The following is a 17,881-nucleotide window of genomic DNA, read 5'->3' as shown; positions in this document are numbered from 1 at the left end:
GACAACTCATTCGGGATAGATACCCGATTGATCGTCCCGTAGACCCGCTTGGGCGGCTACGCTGCCCCAGACGACACCACTTTCGGTCGATCAGTGGCGCGGCTGATTGGACGAAAGTCCCGGTGCCGGTCGGGGGGCACGACCGACTCCAGGGAGGTAGTGACGTGGCTGCCGTCGGCTTAGGTCAGGCCGTTCGTACCACGCCAGCCGGCTCGTTGCCGGCGAACATGGTCCCGCACCCGCGGGAGGAGCTTTTTTCAGTGCTGGTGGTCGACGACCACCCACTGCTGAGGGAGGCGATATCGGCTCGGCTCACCCAGATGGGAGCCGGGACAGTGCATGAGGCGGCTTCGGTTGCGGAGGCTCGGGCGCGGGCACTCGCAACAGGACCGTGCGACCTCGCGATCCTCGATCTGGGTCTGCCGGATGGCACCGGCATCGACCTGGTCACGGAACTCCGTGCCCAGGGCTGGCCCCGCATCGTGGTCCTCGCGTCCTCCGACGACCCCTACGCGGTCAGGTCGGCCTTCCAGGCGGGCGCCCAGGCGTACCTCCTGAAGTCCGCCTCGCCGATGGTGGTCACCGACGGGGTGCGCCGGGTCCTCGACGGCGGCGTCTACGCAGATCCGAGCGTCGCGCCCGTGCTCGCCGCGGGCACCCGCGTGCCGGGCACCGACAACACGCCGCGGGAGCTCTCCGCGCGTGAGGTCGAGGTCCTCCAGCTGGTCGCCGATGGCCAGAGCAACAAGGAAATCGGCGAAGCGCTCAGCCTTTCCGCGCTCACGGTGAAGTCTCACCTGTCGCGGATCGGGCGCAAGCTGGGCACCGGGGATCGGGCTCAGATGGTCGCGCTGGCCATGCGTGCCGGCGTGATCCGCTGACCGGGTCGCCACACTGAACGGGCCGAACACACCCGCGAGTGGTGCGTTCGTCGTAGGGTCTTCCGCCGTGGACGTACCCTCCGACGAGCCGACCGAACCAACCGGAGCTGATCCGGTCCCGCTGACGGAACCCGCTGATGGGGTTCCGCCGGTCGTGGCCGACGCTCAGGCGCTCCGGCGTGCCGCTGACGCGCTCGCCGGAGCGACCGGTCCGGTTGCGGTGGACACCGAGCGAGCCTCGGGATACCGCTACTCGCAACGCGCTTACCTGGTGCAACTGCGCCGGGCGGGCGCCGGGACCGTGCTGGTCGACCCGATCGCCCTGGGCGGTCGGCTCGATCCGCTGGTCGCGGCGCTGGACGGGACCGAGTGGGTGTTGCACGCGGCGTCTCAGGACCTGCCGTGCCTCGCCGAACTCGACCTGCGTCCGAGCGTGCTGTTCGACACCGAGCTGGCGGGCAGGCTGGCCGGTTTCGAACGGGTGGCGCTGGGCACGCTCGTGGAGCGGCTGCTCGGTTATCGGCTGGAGAAGGGGCACGGCGCGGCCGACTGGTCGCGCCGGCCTCTTCCCGCCGACTGGCTGAACTACGCCGCGCTGGACGTGGAGCTGCTGGTCGAGCTGCGCGACGTGCTCGAACAGGAGCTCAAGCGCCAGGGCAAGCTCGAGTGGGCGCTGGAGGAGTTCGAGGCGGCCCGGACCGCACCGCTGCCCAGACCCCGCTCCGAACCGTGGCGGCGGACCTCGGGCATCCACCGCATCCGCAGTCCCCGCCAGCTGGCCGCCGTGCGCTCGCTGTGGGAGACCCGCGACGCGCTGGCCCGCGAACGCGACATCGCGCCCGGCCGCGTCCTCCCGGACAGCGCGCTGGTCGAAGCCGCCGTGCGCAACCCCGCCGACGAACCGAGCCTGCTGGCGCTGCCGGTCTTCCGGGGCCGGGCCCAACGCCGCCTGGTCTCCACCTGGCTGGGCGCGCTCCAACGAGCCGCCGCCCTCCCCCGCAACGAACTCCCCGAGGCCTCGCAGCAGCACGACGGGCCGCCCCCGGCGAACCGCTGGGCGGACAAGGACCCGGCCGCGGCCGCCCGCCTGGCCGCCGCACGGGTGGCCCTGACGGCCGTGGCCGAGGCGAACACCCTGCCGGTGGAGAACCTCCTCCTCCCGGACCTGGTGCGCCGCACCTGCTGGCAGCCGCCGGCCGACACGTCACCCGAAGGCGTGGCCGCCGTGCTGCGCGAGGGCGGCGCCCGGAACTGGCAGGTCGAGCTGACCGCCGAACCCCTCTCCACCGCCCTCTCGGCGACCCCACCGAGCTAGCGGGCTGTGTGCCGTCCGCGGTCGACCAGGCCGCGGGCGGACCACCGCCACACCGACGACAGGTCGTCTCAACGGTCCTGGTCCGGGACGCTCGGGTCCGCACAGTCCTGGTCGGGCCCGTTCCCGTGCCGACCATTTCGAGCCGACCGTCCTGGTTCCGGCCGTCCCGGACCCAGGCGTCCCGGTTCCGGCCGTCCTGGTCCCAGGCGACCTGTGACACACCCGACAGGGCGACCACGGTGGTTACCGGTGAGTAACCTGGTCTAGAGTTGTGTTACCGATCGGTAGGAGTCGCGTCGCCGACCGGTGTGATCGAACGTCACCACAAGTGAAGGAGACGCCGTGGCCGCACCAGTAGCGCCGGCACGCGTTCGGAACGTGGTCTTCGTGGACGGCGTGCGCACGCCGTTCGGCAAGGCCGGCCCCAAGGGGATCTTCGCGGAGACCCGTGCCGACGACCTGGTGGTCAAGGTGATCCGCGAACTGCTGCGGCGTCACCCCGAGCTGCCGCCGGAGCGGGTGGACGAGGTCGCCATCGCGGCCACCACCCAGATCGGCGACCAGGGCCTGACCATCGGCCGCACCGCCGCGCTGCTGGCGGGCCTGCCGAAGTCGGTGCCCGGCTACGCCGTCGACCGCATGTGCGCGGGCGCGATGACCGCCGTGACGACCGCCGCGAGCGGCATCGCGTTCGGCGCGTACGACGTGGTGATCGCGGGCGGCGTCGAGCACATGGGCCGGCACCCGATGGGCGAGGGCGTCGACCCCAACCCGCGCTTCCTGTCCGACCGGATCGTGGACTCGTCCGCCCTGGTCATGGGTTCGACGGCGGAGAACCTGCACGACCGGTTCCCGGCCATCACCAAGCAGCGCGCGGACGCCTTCGCCGCGGCTTCCCAGGCCAAGTACGCGGACGCGGTGGAGAACGGCAGGATCGGCCCCGAGTTCGTGCCGGTCGCGACCCGGTCCGCGGAGCACGGCTGGGGCCTGGCCACCGCCGACGAGCCGCCGCGCCCGGGCACCACGGTGGAGGACCTGGCGAAGCTCAAGACGCCGTTCCGCCCGCACGGCCGGGTCACCGCGGGCAACGCGGCTGGCCTCAACGACGGCGCAACCGGCTGCATCCTGGCCGACGAGGAGACCGCGGACGAGCTGGGCCTGCCGGTCGGCATGAGGCTGGTCGGCTACTCGTTCATGGGCGTCGAGCCCGAGGTCATGGGCGTCGGCCCGGTGCCCGCGACGGAGAAGGCCCTCAAGCGCGCCGGCCTGACCATCGCCGACATCGGCCTGTTCGAGATCAACGAGGCGTTCGCCGTGCAGGTGCTCGCCTTCCTGGACCACTTCGGCATCGCCGACGACGACCCCCGGGTCAACCAGTGGGGCGGTGCGATCGCCACCGGCCACCCGCTCGCCTCGTCCGGCGTGCGCCTGATGACCCAGCTCTCCCGGCAGTTCGCCGAGCGCCCGGACGTGCGCTACGGCATCACCACCATGTGCATCGGCATCGGCATGGGCGGCACGGTCATCTGGGAGAACCCCCACTGGAACGGAGACGCCAAGTGACCACGTTGACCGCAGACGAGGCCAAGGCCCTCTTCCCCGACGAGGTCGTCACCGCCGCGCGCACCCGGCTGGTCCGGGTACCGGGCCTGACCGGCCCGGTCGCCCTGATCACGCTGGACAACGGCCACGACCACACCCGCCCGTCCACGTTCGGCCCGCAGTCGCTGGTGAGCCTGGGCGCGGCGTTCGACGAGGCGGTGGCGGCGTCCCCGGTGGCGATCGCGGTCACCGGCAAGCCGTTCGTCTTCGCGGTGGGCGCGGACCTGACCGCCGTGGAGGGCGCGGCGTCGCGCGAGCAGGCCCTGACCATCGGGCGGCTCGGCCACGACGTGTTCCGCAGGTTCACCGAGTCCTCCGTGCCGACCTTCGCCTTCGTCAACGGCGCGGTGATGGGCGGCGGCCTGGAGCTGGCGCTGTCCTGCCACTACCGGACGCTGGCGTCGAACGCGGCGGCCATCGCGCTGCCCGAGGTGTTCCTCGGCCTGTTCCCCGCCTGGGGCGGCACGCAGCTGCTGCCGAACCTGATCGGCGCGAACGACGCGGTCACCGTGATCTTCGAGAACGCGCTGAACCAGAACCGGATGCTCAAGCCGAAGCAGGCGCTCGACCTGGGCATCGCGGACGTGCTGTTCGACTCGGCCGACTACCTGGAGCAGTCGCTGCTGTGGCTGGCCTCCGTGGTGCGCGGTGAGATCGTGCCGCCCCGCGAGGAGATCGACCGCGGCGAGGCGTGGGACGCCGCTGTGGCCCGTGCCCGCGCGATCGTGGACGGCAAGACCAAGGGCGCGGCGCCGGGTGCGTTGAAGGCGCTGGAGATGCTCGAGCTGGCGCGCGCCAACGACCTGGACGCGGGCTACGCGGCCGAGACCGAGGCACTGGCCGACGTCGTGATGAGCGACGAGCTGCGGGCCGGGCTGTACTCGTTCAACCTGGTGCAGAAGCGGGCCAAGCGGCCGGCGGGCGCGCCGGACAAGTCGCTGGCGCGCAAGGTGACCAAGGTCGGCATCGTCGGCGCGGGCCTGATGGCGTCGCAGATGGCGCTGCTGTTCGCGCGGCGGCTGGAGGTGCCGGTGGTGCTCACCGACATCGACCAGGCACGCGTGGACAAGGGCGTCGGCTACGTGCACGGCGAGGTCGACAAGCTGCTCGGCAAGGGCCGCGTGTCGCCGGACCAGGCGAACCGCCTCAAGGCCCTGGTGACCGGCTCGCTGGACAAGGCGGCCTTCTCCGACGCGGACTTCGTGATCGAGGCCGTGTTCGAGGACCTAGGCGTGAAGCAGCAGGTGTTCGCCGAGGTCGAGCAGTTCGTCTCGGCCGAGGCTGTGCTGGCCACCAACACCTCGTCGCTGTCCATCACGGACATGGCGGCGGGCCTCAAGCACCCCGAGCGGGTCGTCGGCTTCCACTTCTTCAACCCGGTCGCGGTCATGCCGCTGCTGGAGATCGTGCGGGCCGACCGGACCGACGACGCGACCCTCGCCACCGCGTTCGCGGTGGGCAAGCAGCTGAAGAAGTCGTCCGTGCTGGTGAAGGACGCGCCGGCGTTCGTGGTGAACCGGCTGCTGACCCGGTTCATGGGCGAGGTCGTGAAGTCCGTCGACGAGGGCACGCCGTTCGAGGTGGCCGACAAGGCGACCGAGTCGCTCGGCCTGCCCATGTCGCCGCTGGTGCTCCTCCAACTGGTCGGCGCCCCCGTGGCGCTGCACGTGGCCGAGACGATGCACGGCGCGTTCCCGGACCGCTTCGCCGTGTCGGAGAACATGAAGGCGTTCGTGGCGGCGGGCAAGAACGCGGTGTGGCAGTGGGACTCGGCGGGCAGGCAGACGGTGGACCCCGAGGTGCAGGCGCTGTGGCAGTTCGGCGACCAGCCGCTGACCGGTGAAGAGGTCAAGGCGCGGGCGCTGGAGGCGCTGGCCGAGGAGATCCGCCTGATGCTGGACGAGGGCGTGGTCGCCGAGGCGCAGGACATCGACCTGTGCATGATCCTGGGCGCGGGCTGGCCGTTCTGGCTGGGCGGCATCACCCCGTACCTCGACCGGTCGGGTGTCGCCGAAAAGGTGACCGGCAAGCGCTTCCTGTCTCCGGGCGTGGCTTCCGTACCCGCCTGACCAGGCAGTTCACCGGTGCGCCCGGCTTCCCTCCGAGGGAGCCGGGCGCACTGCGTCACAGGGCAGTTGCTACTGCCGTGTGCTCCTGCGCGCGCAGGCGGGTGAGCAATGCTCATACCGGTGTGCCTTGGACGATCTTGTGTGGATGACTCCGCACCGCCGCCGAGCACGTGCCCGCCGCCCCCTGCCCGATCCCGTGCGAGTGGAGGAACTGGTCGAGTTCCTGCGCACCAACCGCTGCTGGCGCGACGAGGTGGCGAAACGCCTGGTGTCCAGGCTCGACCAGCGCCTGGTCCGTTCCGCCAAGGCCTGCGGCTGCCGCCCCCTGGCGCACGTGGCCGAAGAACTCGACAGCCAGGCGTGCGTCGACCTCGGGCCCGGCGCGCCCTACCAACTGGCCAAAGCCGTCTACGGCCAGGTCGCCCTGCGCGGCGCGGCCCGCCTGCGCCACACCGCCCGCAGCCTGCGCGTGCTCGGCGTCTACCTCTGCGGCAACGACCTGGCCCAGTGCCCCTGCACCGCCGCCCTCGCCCGCGACCCGCAACAGACCCGCGTCGACCGCGTGGTGACGGGTGCGCTGGACGGCGCGGGGTTCTAGCGGTCCCGACGCCGCTCCGGCGGTTCAACGGCGCAGCCGACGTGCTACCGGCGTGCTGCACGTTTCGATAGTCACCGAACGGGGCACAATTGACTACCATGAGTGAGATTCGGATCGGTACCTCGGGTTGGCGGTACCCGCAGTGGCGCGGCGACTTCTACCCGCGCGGCCTCCAGCAGCGGCTTGAGCTGGAGTTCCTGTCACGCATGATGGACACCGTCGAGCTGAACGGCCCGTTCTACGGCCTGCGCAAGCCGGCCGACTACCAGTCGTGGTACGCCCGAACGCCGGACGACTTCGTGTTCGCGGTCAAGGCGCACAAGGAGATCACCCACTTCCGCCGATTACGCGACGCCGAGGACGCCATCGACGAGTTCTTCGACTCCGGCGTGCTCGACCTGCGTGAGAAGCTCGGCCCGATCCTGTGGCAGCTGCCGCCGACCCTGCCCTACCGGGCGGACCGGTTCGCGGCGTTCCTCGAACACCTGCCCGGCCCGCCCGTCCGCCACGCCCTGGAGATCCGCCACCGCAGCTACCTGGTGCCCGAGGTGACCGACCTGCTCACCCGGCACGGGGTCGCGCTGGTGGCGGCCGAGTCGGCGGGCCGCTTCCCCGAACCGGAGGAGCTGACCGCCGACTTCGCGTACGTGCGGCTGCACGGCGACAAGGAGCTCTACGTGAGCGAGTACTCCGACGAAGCCCTGGACCGCTGGGCGGAGAAGATCCGCACCTGGTCACGCGACCGCGACATCTACGTCTACTTCGACAACACGATGCACGGGGCCGCCCCGCACGACGCCAGGGCCCTCGCCACCCGCCTGCCCTGAGGCGCCGCACGCTTCGGAGCAGGCTGCCGCCCTCGGAGCCCGCCCCAGAGCCACCACGGCGGTCCTGGAGCCGTGAAACCGGGCCCTAGAGCCGTGGCACGCGGTCCAGCGCGATGCCGAAGTGCTCCGCGTGCGCCCGGATGATCCCGGCGTCGTCCAGCTGCTCCTCCCGCTTCACGCCGCCCTCGGTGACGATCAGCTTGTTCCCCGCCACCGTCACCCGACCGCCGGGCGTGGCCAGCGAGCACGTCGCCGCACGCCGGAAGTTCGACTCCGGCCAGGTCTGCTGGTACCAGCAGGTCGCCCGGAACTCCTCCAGCCCGCGCGGCCGCGGCTCCAGCCGGTACTGCACCACCCCGTCGTGCAGCACGTCGACGTCCCCGTCCGCGGTGTCGACCAGCCGGAACACCCCGGCGGAATCGTGCTGGTCGTCCCGGCGGGTCAGGTCGAGCGGCTTCAGCGTGAACCGCCCGAAACCCACGTCCACCAGCAGGTCGCCCACGCGCAGCGCCATGTGGTCGAACGGCGGGCCGAACGCGCCGTCGCCGAACACCTTGGCGGACAGCATCCGGACCTCGTACCCGAGGCCGGTGAGCAGCGCGGCGAACGCCCCGTTGAGCTCGTAGCAGAACCCGCCGCGCCGGCGGCGGACGATCTTGTCGACCAGCCAGTCCTCGGTGAGCGTGATGGTCTCGCCGAGGTGGATGCTCAGGTTCTCGAACGGCACCGTGCGCAGGTGCCGTTCGTGCAGCTCGGCGAGCGTGCTGTCACGGTTCGCGCCGATCCGGTCGAGGTAGGCGTCGACGGTCTGGGAGTTCATGGGCACCAACTTGCACCTTCGACCGCGCTGGAGGTCAATGGACATGTGATCCACGTCGGCACTTCGGGCTGGGTGTACCCGCCGTGGCGCGGTGTGTTCTACCCGAAGGGCCTGCCGCAGAAACGGGAGCTGGAGTACCTGTCGCGGCAGGTGGGGTCGGTGGAGATCAACGGCACGTTCTACGCCCTGCAACGGCCGTCGAGCTTCCAGGCCTGGTCCGCGCAGACGCCGGACGACTTCGTCTTCGCCGTCAAGGGCAGCCGCTTCATCACCCACATGAAACGTCTGCGCGACCCGCAGGACGCCCTGGGCAAGTTCTTCGACTCCGGCATGCTCGGCCTCGGCCGGAAGCTCGGGCCGTTCCTGTGGCAGCTGCCGCCGACCCTGCGCTACGACCCCGACCTCCTGGCGTTGTTCTTCGACGCGCTGCCCCGAGCCCACGAGGGCCGGCCGCTGCGGCACGCCCTGGAGGTCCGCCACGAGTCGTTCCGCGACCCGGGCTTCCTGCCCCTCCTCCGCGCACACGACATCGCCCTCGTCATCGCCGACACCGCGCAGACGTTCATCGAACTCGAAGCCGTCACCACCGACTTCGTCTACATCCGGCTGCACGGCGACGAGGAGCTCTACGTCAGCGGCTACACCGACCAGGCCCTGGACCGCTGGGCGGCGAAGATCCGGGACTGGGCGCGGGACCACGACGTCTACGCGTACTTCGACAACGACGCCAAGGTCATGGCCCCGAAAGACGCCATGGCCCTCAGCGCCCGCCTGCGCGATGCGTAACGCATTACCCGACCGAGCCGCCCGCCTGACCCTGGCGATGCTCCGGGACGGCCCCGACTGCACGTGGTGCCGCCGGACCTTCACCACCCGCGTCACCCCGACCACCGACCACCTGGTCCCCAAGGTCAAGGGCGGTCCGTCGTGGCTGGAGAACGAGGTGGCGGCCTGCCGGCGCTGCAACCGGGAGCGGGGCCACCGGAGTCCGGCCGACTGGCTGACCGAGTGCGAACGCCGGGGCTGGACCCCGGACCGCGACCGGGTGACGAAGATCCTGACCGACCTCCAGGACACCATCACCGCCCGGGGCGGCCAACGCCGGGCTCGCCCCTACTTGGAGGCGCAGCTGAGACGCCTGCGCCGCTGATCCGAGTAGCCGACACCCACACGATCAGGTGAAACACCGCACCTCGTCCCCCGGACCCCACCCACCCCACGGACGCTGAACCGGTGGAGGTGCCCCGAATGCCGACCCGAGGCCTGCTCACCGCCCTGACGATCACCGCCGCGGCTGTGCTGTCCAGCGGCACGGCGACGGCGCAACAACCGACCCCCACCTGCGACCGCGGCGAATTCTGCGCCTGGCCCGCCACCGACTACACGGGCACACCGCAACGGCTCGACCTGGAGACCGCCAACCCGGGCGAGTGCATCCCCCTGAAATCCGGCCTGGTGGCCCGTTCCTTCGTCAACAACCTGACCAGGGACACCACGGTCTTCCAAAGCGCCACCTGCTCGACCGAAGCGGAGTTCACGACCTACCCGGGCAAGGGCACCTACGTCCCCGACGCCCCCTTCGTAGTCCGCGCGATCCAGGTCTGGGGCCCCTAGTCCGGCTTACGCGTCGAATCGTCACGTTCCCGCTCGTGACGTCCTGCCAGTACTCGCGATGGGAAAAGATCACTCGAATATTTGGCCCGATCAGGTGAACCGATTCGTTAACGATGATCCGATCGTCACCGATATCGGATCATGCAGTAACAAGATCACCCGATCGGCACCCTGATGGGCCCGGTAGTTCGAGGAGTTCGGTGAAGGCCAGCGAAACCACCCTCCGCAGCCTGTTGCAAGGCGAACGCCAGTACGTCGTACCGCTCTACCAACGCCCGTACAGCTGGGAGCGCAAAGATCTCGAACAACTGTGGCAGGACCTCGTCACGGTGGCGGACAACGGGGGCAGCGCCTCGCACTTCCTCGGGTCGGTGGTGCTGGCGCCGAGCCCCGGCAACACCCCGGCCGGTGTCCAGGTGTGGCTGGTGGTGGACGGCCAGCAGCGGCTGACCACCCTGTCGATCCTGTTGTGCGCGATCCGCGACCACGTGCGGGCCGCCGACGCCCGGCTGGCGCAGAAGATCGACGACCTGTACCTGTTCATCCGCTTCGCCGACGGCCAGGAGCGGTACACCCTGCTGCCGACGCAAGCCGACCGGCCGTCCTGGATCAAGCTGTTGGAACAGGCACCCGACGCCGGCGGCGCGGACCGCATCGGCGAGGCGTACCGCTTCTTCCGCAGGGTCCTGGCGGCGGTCGACGACCCGGAGGACCCCCACGACATCACCCGCGTCGAACAGGCCATCACCGGACAGCTCAGCATCGTCGAGATCGCCGCGCACCCGGACGACAACGTGCACCGGATCTTCGAGTCGCTGAACCACACGGGCCAGCCGCTCACCCAGGCCGACCTGCTGCGCAACTACCTGTTCATGCGCCTGCCCACCCGTGCCGACCACGTCTACGCCACCCAGTGGCTGCCCTTGCAGGAAGGGCTGACCAACAAGCAACTCGAAGAACTGGTGTGGCTGGACCTGGTGCTCAGCGGCGACGACCGGGCCACCCAGGACGCGATCTACCAGTCCCAGCAGCAGCGGCTGAGCGCGTTGTCCGGTGAAGAAGACATCGCGGCGTGGATCACCGAACTGCACCACAAGGCGACGTTGTTCCGCAGGGTCCTCGTCCCGGACACCGAACCCGACCCGGTTCTCCGACGCGCGTTGGCCCGGCTCAAGCGCTGGGCGGCACAGGTCGTGCACCCCATCGCCCTGCTGGTCCTGATCGCTCACCACGCGGGTCGTCTCGACGCGCACCAGGCGGCCCGCGCACTCCGCGTCGTGGAGAGCTTCCTGGTGCGGCGGATGATCGTCGGCATCGGCACGACCGGCACCAACCGGATCCTGATGACCCTGGTCAAGGAACTGGGCGACGCCGTGCCGGGTGCCGAGGAGATCACCCGCGTGCTGTCCGGCCAGCGCAAGAAGTTCCCGACCGACCAGCACGTGCGCGAGGCCGTGCTGGTGAACAACTTCTACTGGACCGGCCGCGGCCCTCAACGCACGTTCGTGCTGCGCTGCCTGGAAGAGGACTACCGCCACGGCGAGCCGGTGGACTTCGCCGGCTCGAAGTTGACCATCGAGCACGTGCTCCCCCAGTCCCTGACACCGCGGTGGCGGGACATGCTGGCCGAGGAGCGGACCGGTGACGACACACCGGAGGAGCTGCACGCCAAGCTCGTGCACACACTCGGCAACCTCAGCCTCACCGCCTACAACTCGAAGCTCGCCAACGACGGTTTCGAGGCCAAGAAGCAGATCCTGGCCGACAGCGGTCTGGCGATGAACCGCGAGATCGCCGAGTCCGACCGGTGGGGTGCCGAACAGATCCGGGAACGCGGCCGCGCTCTTGCCGAGCGGGCGTTGCGGATCTGGCCGGGCCCGGCGGACACCGCGGACCCCACACCGGTGGAGCCGCGGTGGTGGCGGATGAACCAGGTGCTCGCCTGCATCCCGGCGGGGCGGTGGACGAGCTACTCCGACGTGGCCGAGGTGATCGGCAGCCACCAGGTGCCGGTCGGGTCGAGGCTGGCCAGTGTGGAGATCCCGAACGCCCACCGCGTGCTGAAGCTCAGCGGTGACGTCTCGCCGGACTTCCGCTGGCCGGACCCGGACCGCACCGACGACCCGAGGACCGTGCTGAGGGCCGAAGGAGTCAGGTTCGACGGCAAGGGCCGCGCTTCGGCCGAGCAACGCTTGACCGCCGTCGAACTGGCCGCTCTGGCCGACCTCGACGTCGACGTGCCGGAAGCGCTCGAGGAGTCGGACGAATGACACCGAACATCCTGGTCGCCCCCTGCTACGGACAGCCCAGCGCCAGAAGGCACTTCCACGACACCATCGAAGGTTGGGTGCCTTTCGCCGACGATGAGCGCGGACCTCTGTTGACCGAGCACCAGCGGAACGCCCTGCTCGCACTGCACCCTTCGGGTGTCGCGCACTTCTGGGGTGCTAGGGCGGGTCACGCCGCGATGATGTCCGAGCTCAAGCGGGGCGACGTCGTCCTGTTCGTCGGGGACAAGAAGGTCAAGGCGTGCGGCGAAGTCGGCCACCACTTCGTCAACCAGCCCTTCGCCGACCGGCTTTGGCGGAAGAAGGGCGATGTGGACAGTTTCGTCCACGTCTACAGCGTGCTGAACGTGCGGCCTGTCGAACGCCCCAAGAGCGACCTGGTCACGCTGTGCGGCTACAAGCCGAACTACGCCATTCCCGGACAGCGCTTCCTGCGGCCTGGCGACGTGCCCGACGTGCTGCGTGAATTCGGCATCGCCACGAGCGTGGCGGAAGCGGCGCTCGAAGAACTCATCGAGGAGGACCTGGAGAGGGCGCGGCGCTCCCGGACCACTCCGGTCGAGAAGGCGCACCAGGACACGATCATCCGGCACACCCCGGCCTCCACGACGCTCACTCACCGCGTGGAGATCAATCTGGTCGAGGCCTACCGGCAATCGTGCCTTCCGGAGGTCCTGCGAGCCTTCCGGACGGACAGCGATTTGAGGGCCGATCTGTACCGGGAATCCGACGACGAGGTCGAGATCATCGAAGCGAAGAGCCTAGCGACCCACGGCAAGGTCCGTGAAGCGGTGGCGCAGCTGATGGACTACGCCTTCCACAGCCCTCGGCCGGTGACCCGGCTGACCGCGCTGTTTCCCGAGAAGCCCGACCACGACGGCTTGAGCTACCTGCACCGGCTCGGTATCGACTGCCTGTTCCACGCCGGGGATCTCTCGTTCGTCCGGGAGCCTGCCGCCGACACGCGACGCGCGCACATGATCCCGGTGTGGCGAGGAGCCTGACCGAAGTCCCAGGAACGTCGAGCCGAACTGCGCCGCCGTAGCACGATCCACCCTCATGGCCGGCAAGCTGTCAGGACAGCCGATCCCGCCGGAGGTAGCACCAGTGGACCGTCCCCTCACCGCCGCTGAACTGTTCGACGCCGTTGGCCGCGGCTACGAGGATGCGTTCGGACGGCCGCCGACCGTGGACGCTGCCGTGCGGCTGCTCCTGGACCGCCTCCCGGAGAGCGCCCGGGTCCTGGACATCGGCAGTGGCACGGGGCGGCCGGTGGCTGCGGAGCTCGTGGCGGCCGGGCATCGGGTGATGGGGGTGGACGTGTCGAAGGAGATGGTCGCCATTGCCCGCGAGCAGGTGCCGGACGCGGACTTCGTGCACGCGGACATCCGGGAGTGGAACTCGGCCGACGGGTCGTGGGACGCGGTTTGTGCGTTCTTCCCGTTCCTCCAGATGACGCGGGACGACACCGTCAAGGTGCTGCAGGACATCGCCCGCTGGCTGAAGCCCGATGGGCTGCTCGCCCTGATCACCGTCCCGATGGACGTCGAGAACCTCGAAGTGCCGTTCCTCGGGCACACCGTGCACGTCACCAGTTTCTCCACGCCCGACCTGCTCCGGCACCTGGAGCAGGTCGGGTTGGACGTCGTCGAGACGAGCAGCACCGTCTTCTCACCCGACCGGGAGGGCCAGCCGGACGAGGAGCACCTCCTGGTCCTGGCCACCAAGAAGTGCTGAACCCGGCAGCGCCAGGCCCCGCACGCTAGGCCCACGCCCCCGACGACGCCGCGTCCTTGACGTAGTCAGCGAACGGACGCGGAGCCCGGCCGAGGACGTCCTGGACGCCGGTGGACAGGAACGCGTCGTGGCCGTCGCGGATCGCGGCCAGGGAACCGGTGAGGGCCTCGCCGTACTCGGGCGCGATGCCGAAGCCCGCCAGCGTTTCCGCGAACGGTCCCTCGGGCACGTCGGTCACGCGGATCGTCCGGCCACTGGCCTCCGCCACCTGCGCCACCGCGTCGGGGAACGAGATGGCCTCCGGGCCGGACAGCTCGTAGACCTCGCCGGCGTGGCCGTCCGAAGTCAGGGCGGCCACGGCCACGTCGGCGATGTCCCGCGCGTCGATGAACGGGTGCCCGCCCGGCCCCATCGGCAGGGCCACCTCGCCCGCCAACACCATCGGCAGCAGGAAGTCCTCGGTGAAGTTCTGGTGGAACCACGTCGGGCGCAGGATCGTCCAGTCCACTGTGGATGAACGGATCAGGGTCTCGCGGCGATCGTCCTCGCCGATGCCCCGCGCGGACAGGTACACGATCCGCCGCACGCCCACCGCCTCCGCGCGCGGCAGGAACTCCGCCATCTCCACCCACTCCATGTTCAGCGCGGGCGGCACCAAGTACACCGCGGTGGCGCCTTCCAAGGCCGCGTCCCAGGTGGACTCGTCGGACCAGTCGAAGCGCTGCGCGGACGAGCGGGAGACGGGGCGGGCGGTGGAGCCGAGGGCGGCGGCGACGCGGCGGCCGGTCTTGCCGGTGGCTCCGAGAACCAGGATTGTCATGGCACCAGCAAATCAAGGCAGTGCTGGACGGAACATGGCCGAAACGCCCGATCACATGTTCAATCGTCTTCGTGGACGCTCTCACGGATCTGCTGCGCGGGGTTCGCGCACACGGTGCCCTGGTGTGCCGTTCCCTCGCCTCGCCGCCGTGGTCACTGCGGTTCACCGCCACCGCACCCCTCACGGTCGCCACGGCGGCACGTGGTGACGGCTGGCTGATCGCCGAGGGACACCCGCCGATGCGGCTGCGGGCCGGCGACATCGGACTGGTGCGCGGGCCGCGGTGGTTCATCCTCGCCGACGACCCCGCGACACCACCCCAAGTGGACACCAGCGAACCCGACTGCGACCGCTGGCTGCTCGGCCCCCGCACGTACGGCTTCCGGGAAGGCGGTGACGCGGTCGTCATCACCGGCACCTACGAGGTCGAGGGCAGCGTGTCCGACCGGCTGCTCAACGCGCTCCCCCAGGCGTTCGTGGTGCCGTGCGCGGACGGGCCGTGCCCGACGCTGGACCTGCTGTCCGCTGAGGTCGCCAAGGACCGGCCGGGACAGGACATCGTGCTGGACCGCCTGTTGGACCTGCTGCTGGTGTTCGCGCTGCGCGAGTGGTTCGACCGGCCGGGGGCGAACCCGCCCGCCTGGTACCGGGCGCTGGGCGACCCGGTGGTGGGGCCGGCGCTGCGGGCCATCCACGACGAGCCGGAACGGGCGTGGACGGTCGGCGAGCTGGCCACCCGCGCGCGGGTGTCGCGGGCGGCGCTGGCGAAGCGGTTCACCGGGCTGGTCGGCGTGCCGCCGCTGACCTACCTCACGGAATGGCGCATGGCGGTCGCGGCGGATCTGCTGGCCAAGCCCGACGCCACCGTCGGCTCGGTGGCCCGCGCGGTCGGCTACACGGACGGCTTCGCGTTCAGCACGGCGTTCAAACGGGTACGCGGTGTGCGACCGAGCGACCACCGTGTGGTAGCTCTGCGGGCATGACCAACAGCCTGGAAGGTCTTCGGGACGCGCTGCGCCGGTTCGCCGCCGCACGCGACTGGGACGTCTACCACACGCCCAAGAACCTGGTGATGGCGCTGTCCGCGGAGGTGGGCGAGCTGACCGACCTGTTCCAGTGGCTCACGCCCGAGCAGGCCGCGCAGGCCATGTCGGACCCGGAACTTGCCTGGAACGTCCGCGACGAGCTCGCCGACGTGATGCACTACCTGGTGCGCCTCGCGGACAAGTTGGACGTGGACCTGGTGGACGCCGCGTTCGCCAAGATCGACCGCAACGAACGGCGCTTCCCGACCGGAGACCTCCGGCCAGTCGAATGAGGGGGCCATGGACCTGCAGTCCCTGGACACACTGCACCTGCACCAGAAGGTCACCATGATGGTGAACCGCTACGAGGCGTTCGCCGACAACGGCAACGGCGAGCCCGGACAACTCGTCGGGTTCGTCGAGCAGAAGCGGTTGGCCTTCAAGGAACAGGTGACCATCTACACCGACGCCGGCAGGCAGCACGTGCTGGCCGGCTTCAAGGCTCAGAAGGTCATCGACCTGGCCAGTGCGTACGACGTGACGGACGGCAACGGCCAGACGATCGGCACGTTCCGCAAGGACTTCGGCAAGTCCCTGGTCAACTCCACGTGGCACCTGGAGCAGCCGAACGCGGACACCGCCACCGGCCGCGAGCGCAACCACGGCATCGCCGTGCTGCGCCGGATCTGGGGCTTCCTGCCGTTCATCAACGACCTGCCGTTCCCGTTCCGGTACCACTTCGACTTCCTCCGGAACGGCTCGCCGGTGTTCAGCGTGGACAAGAAGACCTGGCTGCGCGACCACTACCTGATCCGCATCCAGGACCCGACGGTGGACCGCCGGCTGGTCATCGCGCAGGCCGTCGCCGTGGACGCCCTCCAGTCCCGCTAGACGTAGGTCAGCAGCAGGAGGATCAGCGCCACCAGCACGATCAGTCCGAGCGCAGCGGACACCCACCCGGGCGAGGTCGACGGCGGACTCGGCCTCGCCCTCGCGTGTCTGCCCGATCGCTTGCGCGGTCGCCAGCGCACCGCAGCCTCCCCAACTCCCACGACGCTCCAACCAGGACTGTTCATGGGGGCAACGCTAGGGACGGGGAAGCGGAGCAGATCTCACGTCACCCGGTCGCGCCATCGGGATCGCTCGGACAGCGGTAACGACGAACCGCCCGTCGACCGGACCGGGGAGGATGGATTCATGCAGGTGACAGTGGTGGGTGCGGGGATCGCCGGAGTGGCTTGCGCACGAGCGCTCACCAACGCCGGGGTTACCGTGCGTGTCCTCGAACGGGCGCGCGTCTGCGGCGGACGGATGGCGACCAAGCGGTACGAAGGTCGTCGGGCCGACATCGGGGCCGGGTACTTCACGGTGTCCTCGCCCCGGTTCGCGGCCGTGGTCGACGGCTGGCGGGACGCCGGTCTGGCGCGCGAGTGGACCGACACGTTCGCGGTGTTCTCGTCGGCCGGTCGCGACGTCACGACCGGGCCGATGCGGTGGGCCGCTCCCGGTGGGCTGCGGTCACTGGTCGAACAACTGGCGAACGGCCTGGACGTGCGGACCGGGCACCTGGCCGAGTGGGTCGAGCCCGGCCCACGGGTCGACGGAGTGCCCGCGGACGCCGTCGTGCTGGCCATGCCCGGGGCACAGGCGGTGCGGGTGGTCGATCCCCGGCTACAGCGGACGTGGAGCGTCGCGCAGAGCCAGGAGTGGCTGCCTTCGCTCGTCGCCACGCTGCGGTACGAGGAACGTGGCTGGGACTTCCGCGGGGCGTTCGTGAACGACCACCCCGTGCTGACCACGCTGTTCGACGACGGGAGCCGCCGCGGAGACGGGGCTCCGGTGCTCGTGGCGCACACGACGGCCGAGTTCGCCGGGCAGTTCGTGGCGGACGCGGCGGAGGCCGGCGCGGAGATCGAGGCGGCCGTCCGGGAGCTGCTCGGCTCGCCCGGCCCGGTCGTCCAGGTGGACGTCCACCGGTGGACGTTCGCCCGACCCAGCGCGCCGGGCAGCGCTCCGTTCCACCTCGGCGCGGACCGCGTCGGCATCGCCGGTGACGCCTGGGGCACGCCCAAGGTGGAAACGGCCTGGCTGTCCGGGACGCTGCTCGCCGAAGCGATCGTCGCCGAGCTGGGCTGATCCCCCCAAGAAAACTCGGCAAGAACCGCCTGGACGGATCCGCACCCCGACAAGAACGCAAAAAGCCCTCAGGGGGCACACGGATCCGTGTGCCCCCTGAGGGAAGGAATGTTCGGCGGCGTCCTACTCTCCCACACCCTCACGAGTGC

Annotated in this window: 19 protein-coding genes; 16 read left to right on the top strand and 3 right to left on the bottom strand. The window is 70.2% G+C overall.

Annotated features, from left to right (window positions below; translation table 11 throughout):
- Positions 1-164: 164 nt before the first annotated feature.
- The 6 genes from FHS29_RS24260 (at position 165) to FHS29_RS24235 (ending at position 7,292) form a co-directional block, all read left to right on the top strand.
- Positions 165-881, top strand: coding sequence for a response regulator (locus FHS29_RS24260; RefSeq protein WP_015099292.1), 717 nt, complete (start codon positions 165-167; stop codon positions 879-881).
- Between the two features lie 67 nt (positions 882-948).
- A complete protein-coding gene (locus tag FHS29_RS24255) occupies positions 949-2,196 on the top strand; it encodes a ribonuclease D (protein ID WP_184694219.1) in 1,248 nt (415 codons plus the stop codon).
- Positions 2,197-2,538: 342 nt separating this feature from the next.
- Positions 2,539-3,759, top strand: coding sequence for a thiolase family protein (locus FHS29_RS24250; protein ID WP_184694217.1), 1,221 nt, complete (start codon positions 2,539-2,541; stop codon positions 3,757-3,759).
- Positions 3,756-5,867 (top strand): 3-hydroxyacyl-CoA dehydrogenase NAD-binding domain-containing protein, encoded by a 2,112-nt coding sequence (locus tag FHS29_RS24245; RefSeq protein ID WP_184694215.1) that lies wholly within the window; start codon positions 3,756-3,758, stop codon positions 5,865-5,867. Before FHS29_RS24250 ends, FHS29_RS24245 begins: the two co-directional genes overlap by 4 nt.
- A gap of 145 nt (positions 5,868-6,012) precedes the next feature.
- A complete protein-coding gene (locus FHS29_RS24240; protein WP_184694213.1) occupies positions 6,013-6,465 on the top strand; it encodes a hypothetical protein in 453 nt (150 codons plus the stop codon).
- Between the two features lie 89 nt (positions 6,466-6,554).
- Entirely contained in the window at positions 6,555-7,292 is a 738-nt protein-coding gene (locus tag FHS29_RS24235) for a DUF72 domain-containing protein (RefSeq protein WP_221456566.1), read from the top strand.
- An 85-nt stretch (positions 7,293-7,377) separates the two neighbouring features.
- Here the strand turns inward: FHS29_RS24235 and FHS29_RS24230 are convergent, their stop codons facing one another.
- Entirely contained in the window at positions 7,378-8,112 is a 735-nt protein-coding gene (locus FHS29_RS24230) for an arylamine N-acetyltransferase family protein (protein ID WP_184694209.1), read from the bottom strand.
- A 45-nt stretch (positions 8,113-8,157) separates the two neighbouring features.
- On the opposite strand from FHS29_RS24230, the gene FHS29_RS24225 reads away from it, so the two are divergent.
- From FHS29_RS24225 to FHS29_RS24200, 6 genes are all read left to right on the top strand, one after another.
- On the top strand, positions 8,158-8,898 hold the full coding sequence (locus FHS29_RS24225) for a DUF72 domain-containing protein (RefSeq protein WP_184694207.1): 741 nt from the start codon (positions 8,158-8,160) through the stop codon (positions 8,896-8,898).
- On the top strand, positions 8,891-9,262 hold the full coding sequence (locus FHS29_RS24220) for an HNH endonuclease (RefSeq protein WP_184694205.1): 372 nt from the start codon (positions 8,891-8,893) through the stop codon (positions 9,260-9,262). The genes FHS29_RS24225 and FHS29_RS24220 overlap by 8 nt, the downstream gene beginning before the upstream one ends.
- Positions 9,263-9,360: 98 nt before the next feature.
- Positions 9,361-9,726, top strand: coding sequence for a peptidase inhibitor family I36 protein (locus tag FHS29_RS24215; protein ID WP_184694203.1), 366 nt, complete (start codon positions 9,361-9,363; stop codon positions 9,724-9,726).
- A gap of 200 nt (positions 9,727-9,926) precedes the next feature.
- Positions 9,927-11,996, top strand: coding sequence for a GmrSD restriction endonuclease domain-containing protein (locus FHS29_RS24210; RefSeq protein ID WP_184694201.1), 2,070 nt, complete (start codon positions 9,927-9,929; stop codon positions 11,994-11,996).
- Entirely contained in the window at positions 11,993-13,018 is a 1,026-nt protein-coding gene (locus FHS29_RS24205; protein ID WP_184694199.1) for a hypothetical protein, read from the top strand. The genes FHS29_RS24210 and FHS29_RS24205 overlap by 4 nt, the downstream gene beginning before the upstream one ends.
- A gap of 103 nt (positions 13,019-13,121) precedes the next feature.
- On the top strand, positions 13,122-13,751 hold the full coding sequence (locus tag FHS29_RS24200) for a class I SAM-dependent methyltransferase (protein ID WP_184694197.1): 630 nt from the start codon (positions 13,122-13,124) through the stop codon (positions 13,749-13,751).
- A 25-nt stretch (positions 13,752-13,776) separates the two neighbouring features.
- Here the strand turns inward: FHS29_RS24200 and FHS29_RS24195 are convergent, their stop codons facing one another.
- Positions 13,777-14,571: an NAD(P)H-binding protein gene (locus tag FHS29_RS24195; RefSeq protein WP_184694195.1), complete on the bottom strand. Its 795-nt coding sequence runs from the start codon at positions 14,569-14,571 to the stop codon at positions 13,777-13,779.
- Positions 14,572-14,642: 71 nt separating this feature from the next.
- On the opposite strand from FHS29_RS24195, the gene FHS29_RS24190 reads away from it, so the two are divergent.
- From FHS29_RS24190 to FHS29_RS24180, 3 genes are read left to right on the top strand one after another with little or no spacing between them, the layout of a single operon-like run.
- Complete coding sequence (locus tag FHS29_RS24190) at positions 14,643-15,554, top strand: AraC family transcriptional regulator (protein ID WP_184694193.1); 912 nt, start codon at positions 14,643-14,645, stop codon at positions 15,552-15,554.
- Positions 15,551-15,889 carry a nucleotide pyrophosphohydrolase gene (locus tag FHS29_RS24185; protein WP_184694191.1) on the top strand — a complete coding sequence of 113 codons (339 nt, stop codon included), beginning with the start codon at positions 15,551-15,553 and terminating at the stop codon, positions 15,887-15,889. Before FHS29_RS24190 ends, FHS29_RS24185 begins: the two co-directional genes overlap by 4 nt.
- A gap of 7 nt (positions 15,890-15,896) precedes the next feature.
- Positions 15,897-16,487 (top strand): LURP-one-related family protein, encoded by a 591-nt coding sequence (locus FHS29_RS24180; protein ID WP_184694189.1) that lies wholly within the window; start codon positions 15,897-15,899, stop codon positions 16,485-16,487.
- Here FHS29_RS24180 and FHS29_RS24175 read toward each other — a convergent pair.
- Positions 16,484-16,672: a hypothetical protein gene (locus FHS29_RS24175; RefSeq protein WP_184694188.1), complete on the bottom strand. Its 189-nt coding sequence runs from the start codon at positions 16,670-16,672 to the stop codon at positions 16,484-16,486. The two genes, FHS29_RS24180 and FHS29_RS24175, sit on opposite strands and share 4 nt — an antisense overlap.
- A gap of 121 nt (positions 16,673-16,793) precedes the next feature.
- Between FHS29_RS24175 and FHS29_RS24170 the strand changes: the two genes are divergently transcribed.
- Entirely contained in the window at positions 16,794-17,732 is a 939-nt protein-coding gene (locus FHS29_RS24170) for an NAD(P)/FAD-dependent oxidoreductase (RefSeq protein ID WP_221456564.1), read from the top strand.
- The last annotated feature ends 149 nt before the right edge of the window (positions 17,733-17,881 follow it).

This window comes from Saccharothrix tamanrassetensis (genome assembly GCF_014203665.1).
GTDB lineage: Bacteria > Actinomycetota > Actinomycetes > Mycobacteriales > Pseudonocardiaceae > Actinosynnema > Actinosynnema tamanrassetense.
The sequence above is the reverse complement of the archived record's forward strand: the minus strand, read 5'-3'. Positions and strand labels throughout refer to the sequence as shown.

Excerpts from the sequence above, each read along its gene's own strand:
- FHS29_RS24240 (WP_184694213.1), top strand. The coding sequence starts at position 6,013 with ATGACTCCGCACCGCCGCCGAGCACGTGCCCGCCGCCCCCTGCCCGAT.
- FHS29_RS24230 (WP_184694209.1), bottom strand. The coding sequence starts at position 8,112 with ATGAACTCCCAGACCGTCGACGCCTACCTCGACCGGATCGGCGCGAAC.
- FHS29_RS24220 (WP_184694205.1), top strand. The coding sequence starts at position 8,891 with ATGCGTAACGCATTACCCGACCGAGCCGCCCGCCTGACCCTGGCGATG.
- FHS29_RS24215 (WP_184694203.1), top strand. The coding sequence starts at position 9,361 with ATGCCGACCCGAGGCCTGCTCACCGCCCTGACGATCACCGCCGCGGCT.
- FHS29_RS24205 (WP_184694199.1), top strand. The coding sequence starts at position 11,993 with ATGACACCGAACATCCTGGTCGCCCCCTGCTACGGACAGCCCAGCGCC.
- FHS29_RS24195 (WP_184694195.1), bottom strand. The coding sequence starts at position 14,571 with ATGACAATCCTGGTTCTCGGAGCCACCGGCAAGACCGGCCGCCGCGTC.
- FHS29_RS24185 (WP_184694191.1), top strand. The coding sequence starts at position 15,551 with ATGACCAACAGCCTGGAAGGTCTTCGGGACGCGCTGCGCCGGTTCGCC.
- FHS29_RS24180 (WP_184694189.1), top strand. The coding sequence starts at position 15,897 with ATGGACCTGCAGTCCCTGGACACACTGCACCTGCACCAGAAGGTCACC.
- FHS29_RS24175 (WP_184694188.1), bottom strand. The coding sequence starts at position 16,672 with ATGAACAGTCCTGGTTGGAGCGTCGTGGGAGTTGGGGAGGCTGCGGTG.
- FHS29_RS24170 (WP_221456564.1), top strand. The coding sequence starts at position 16,794 with ATGCAGGTGACAGTGGTGGGTGCGGGGATCGCCGGAGTGGCTTGCGCA.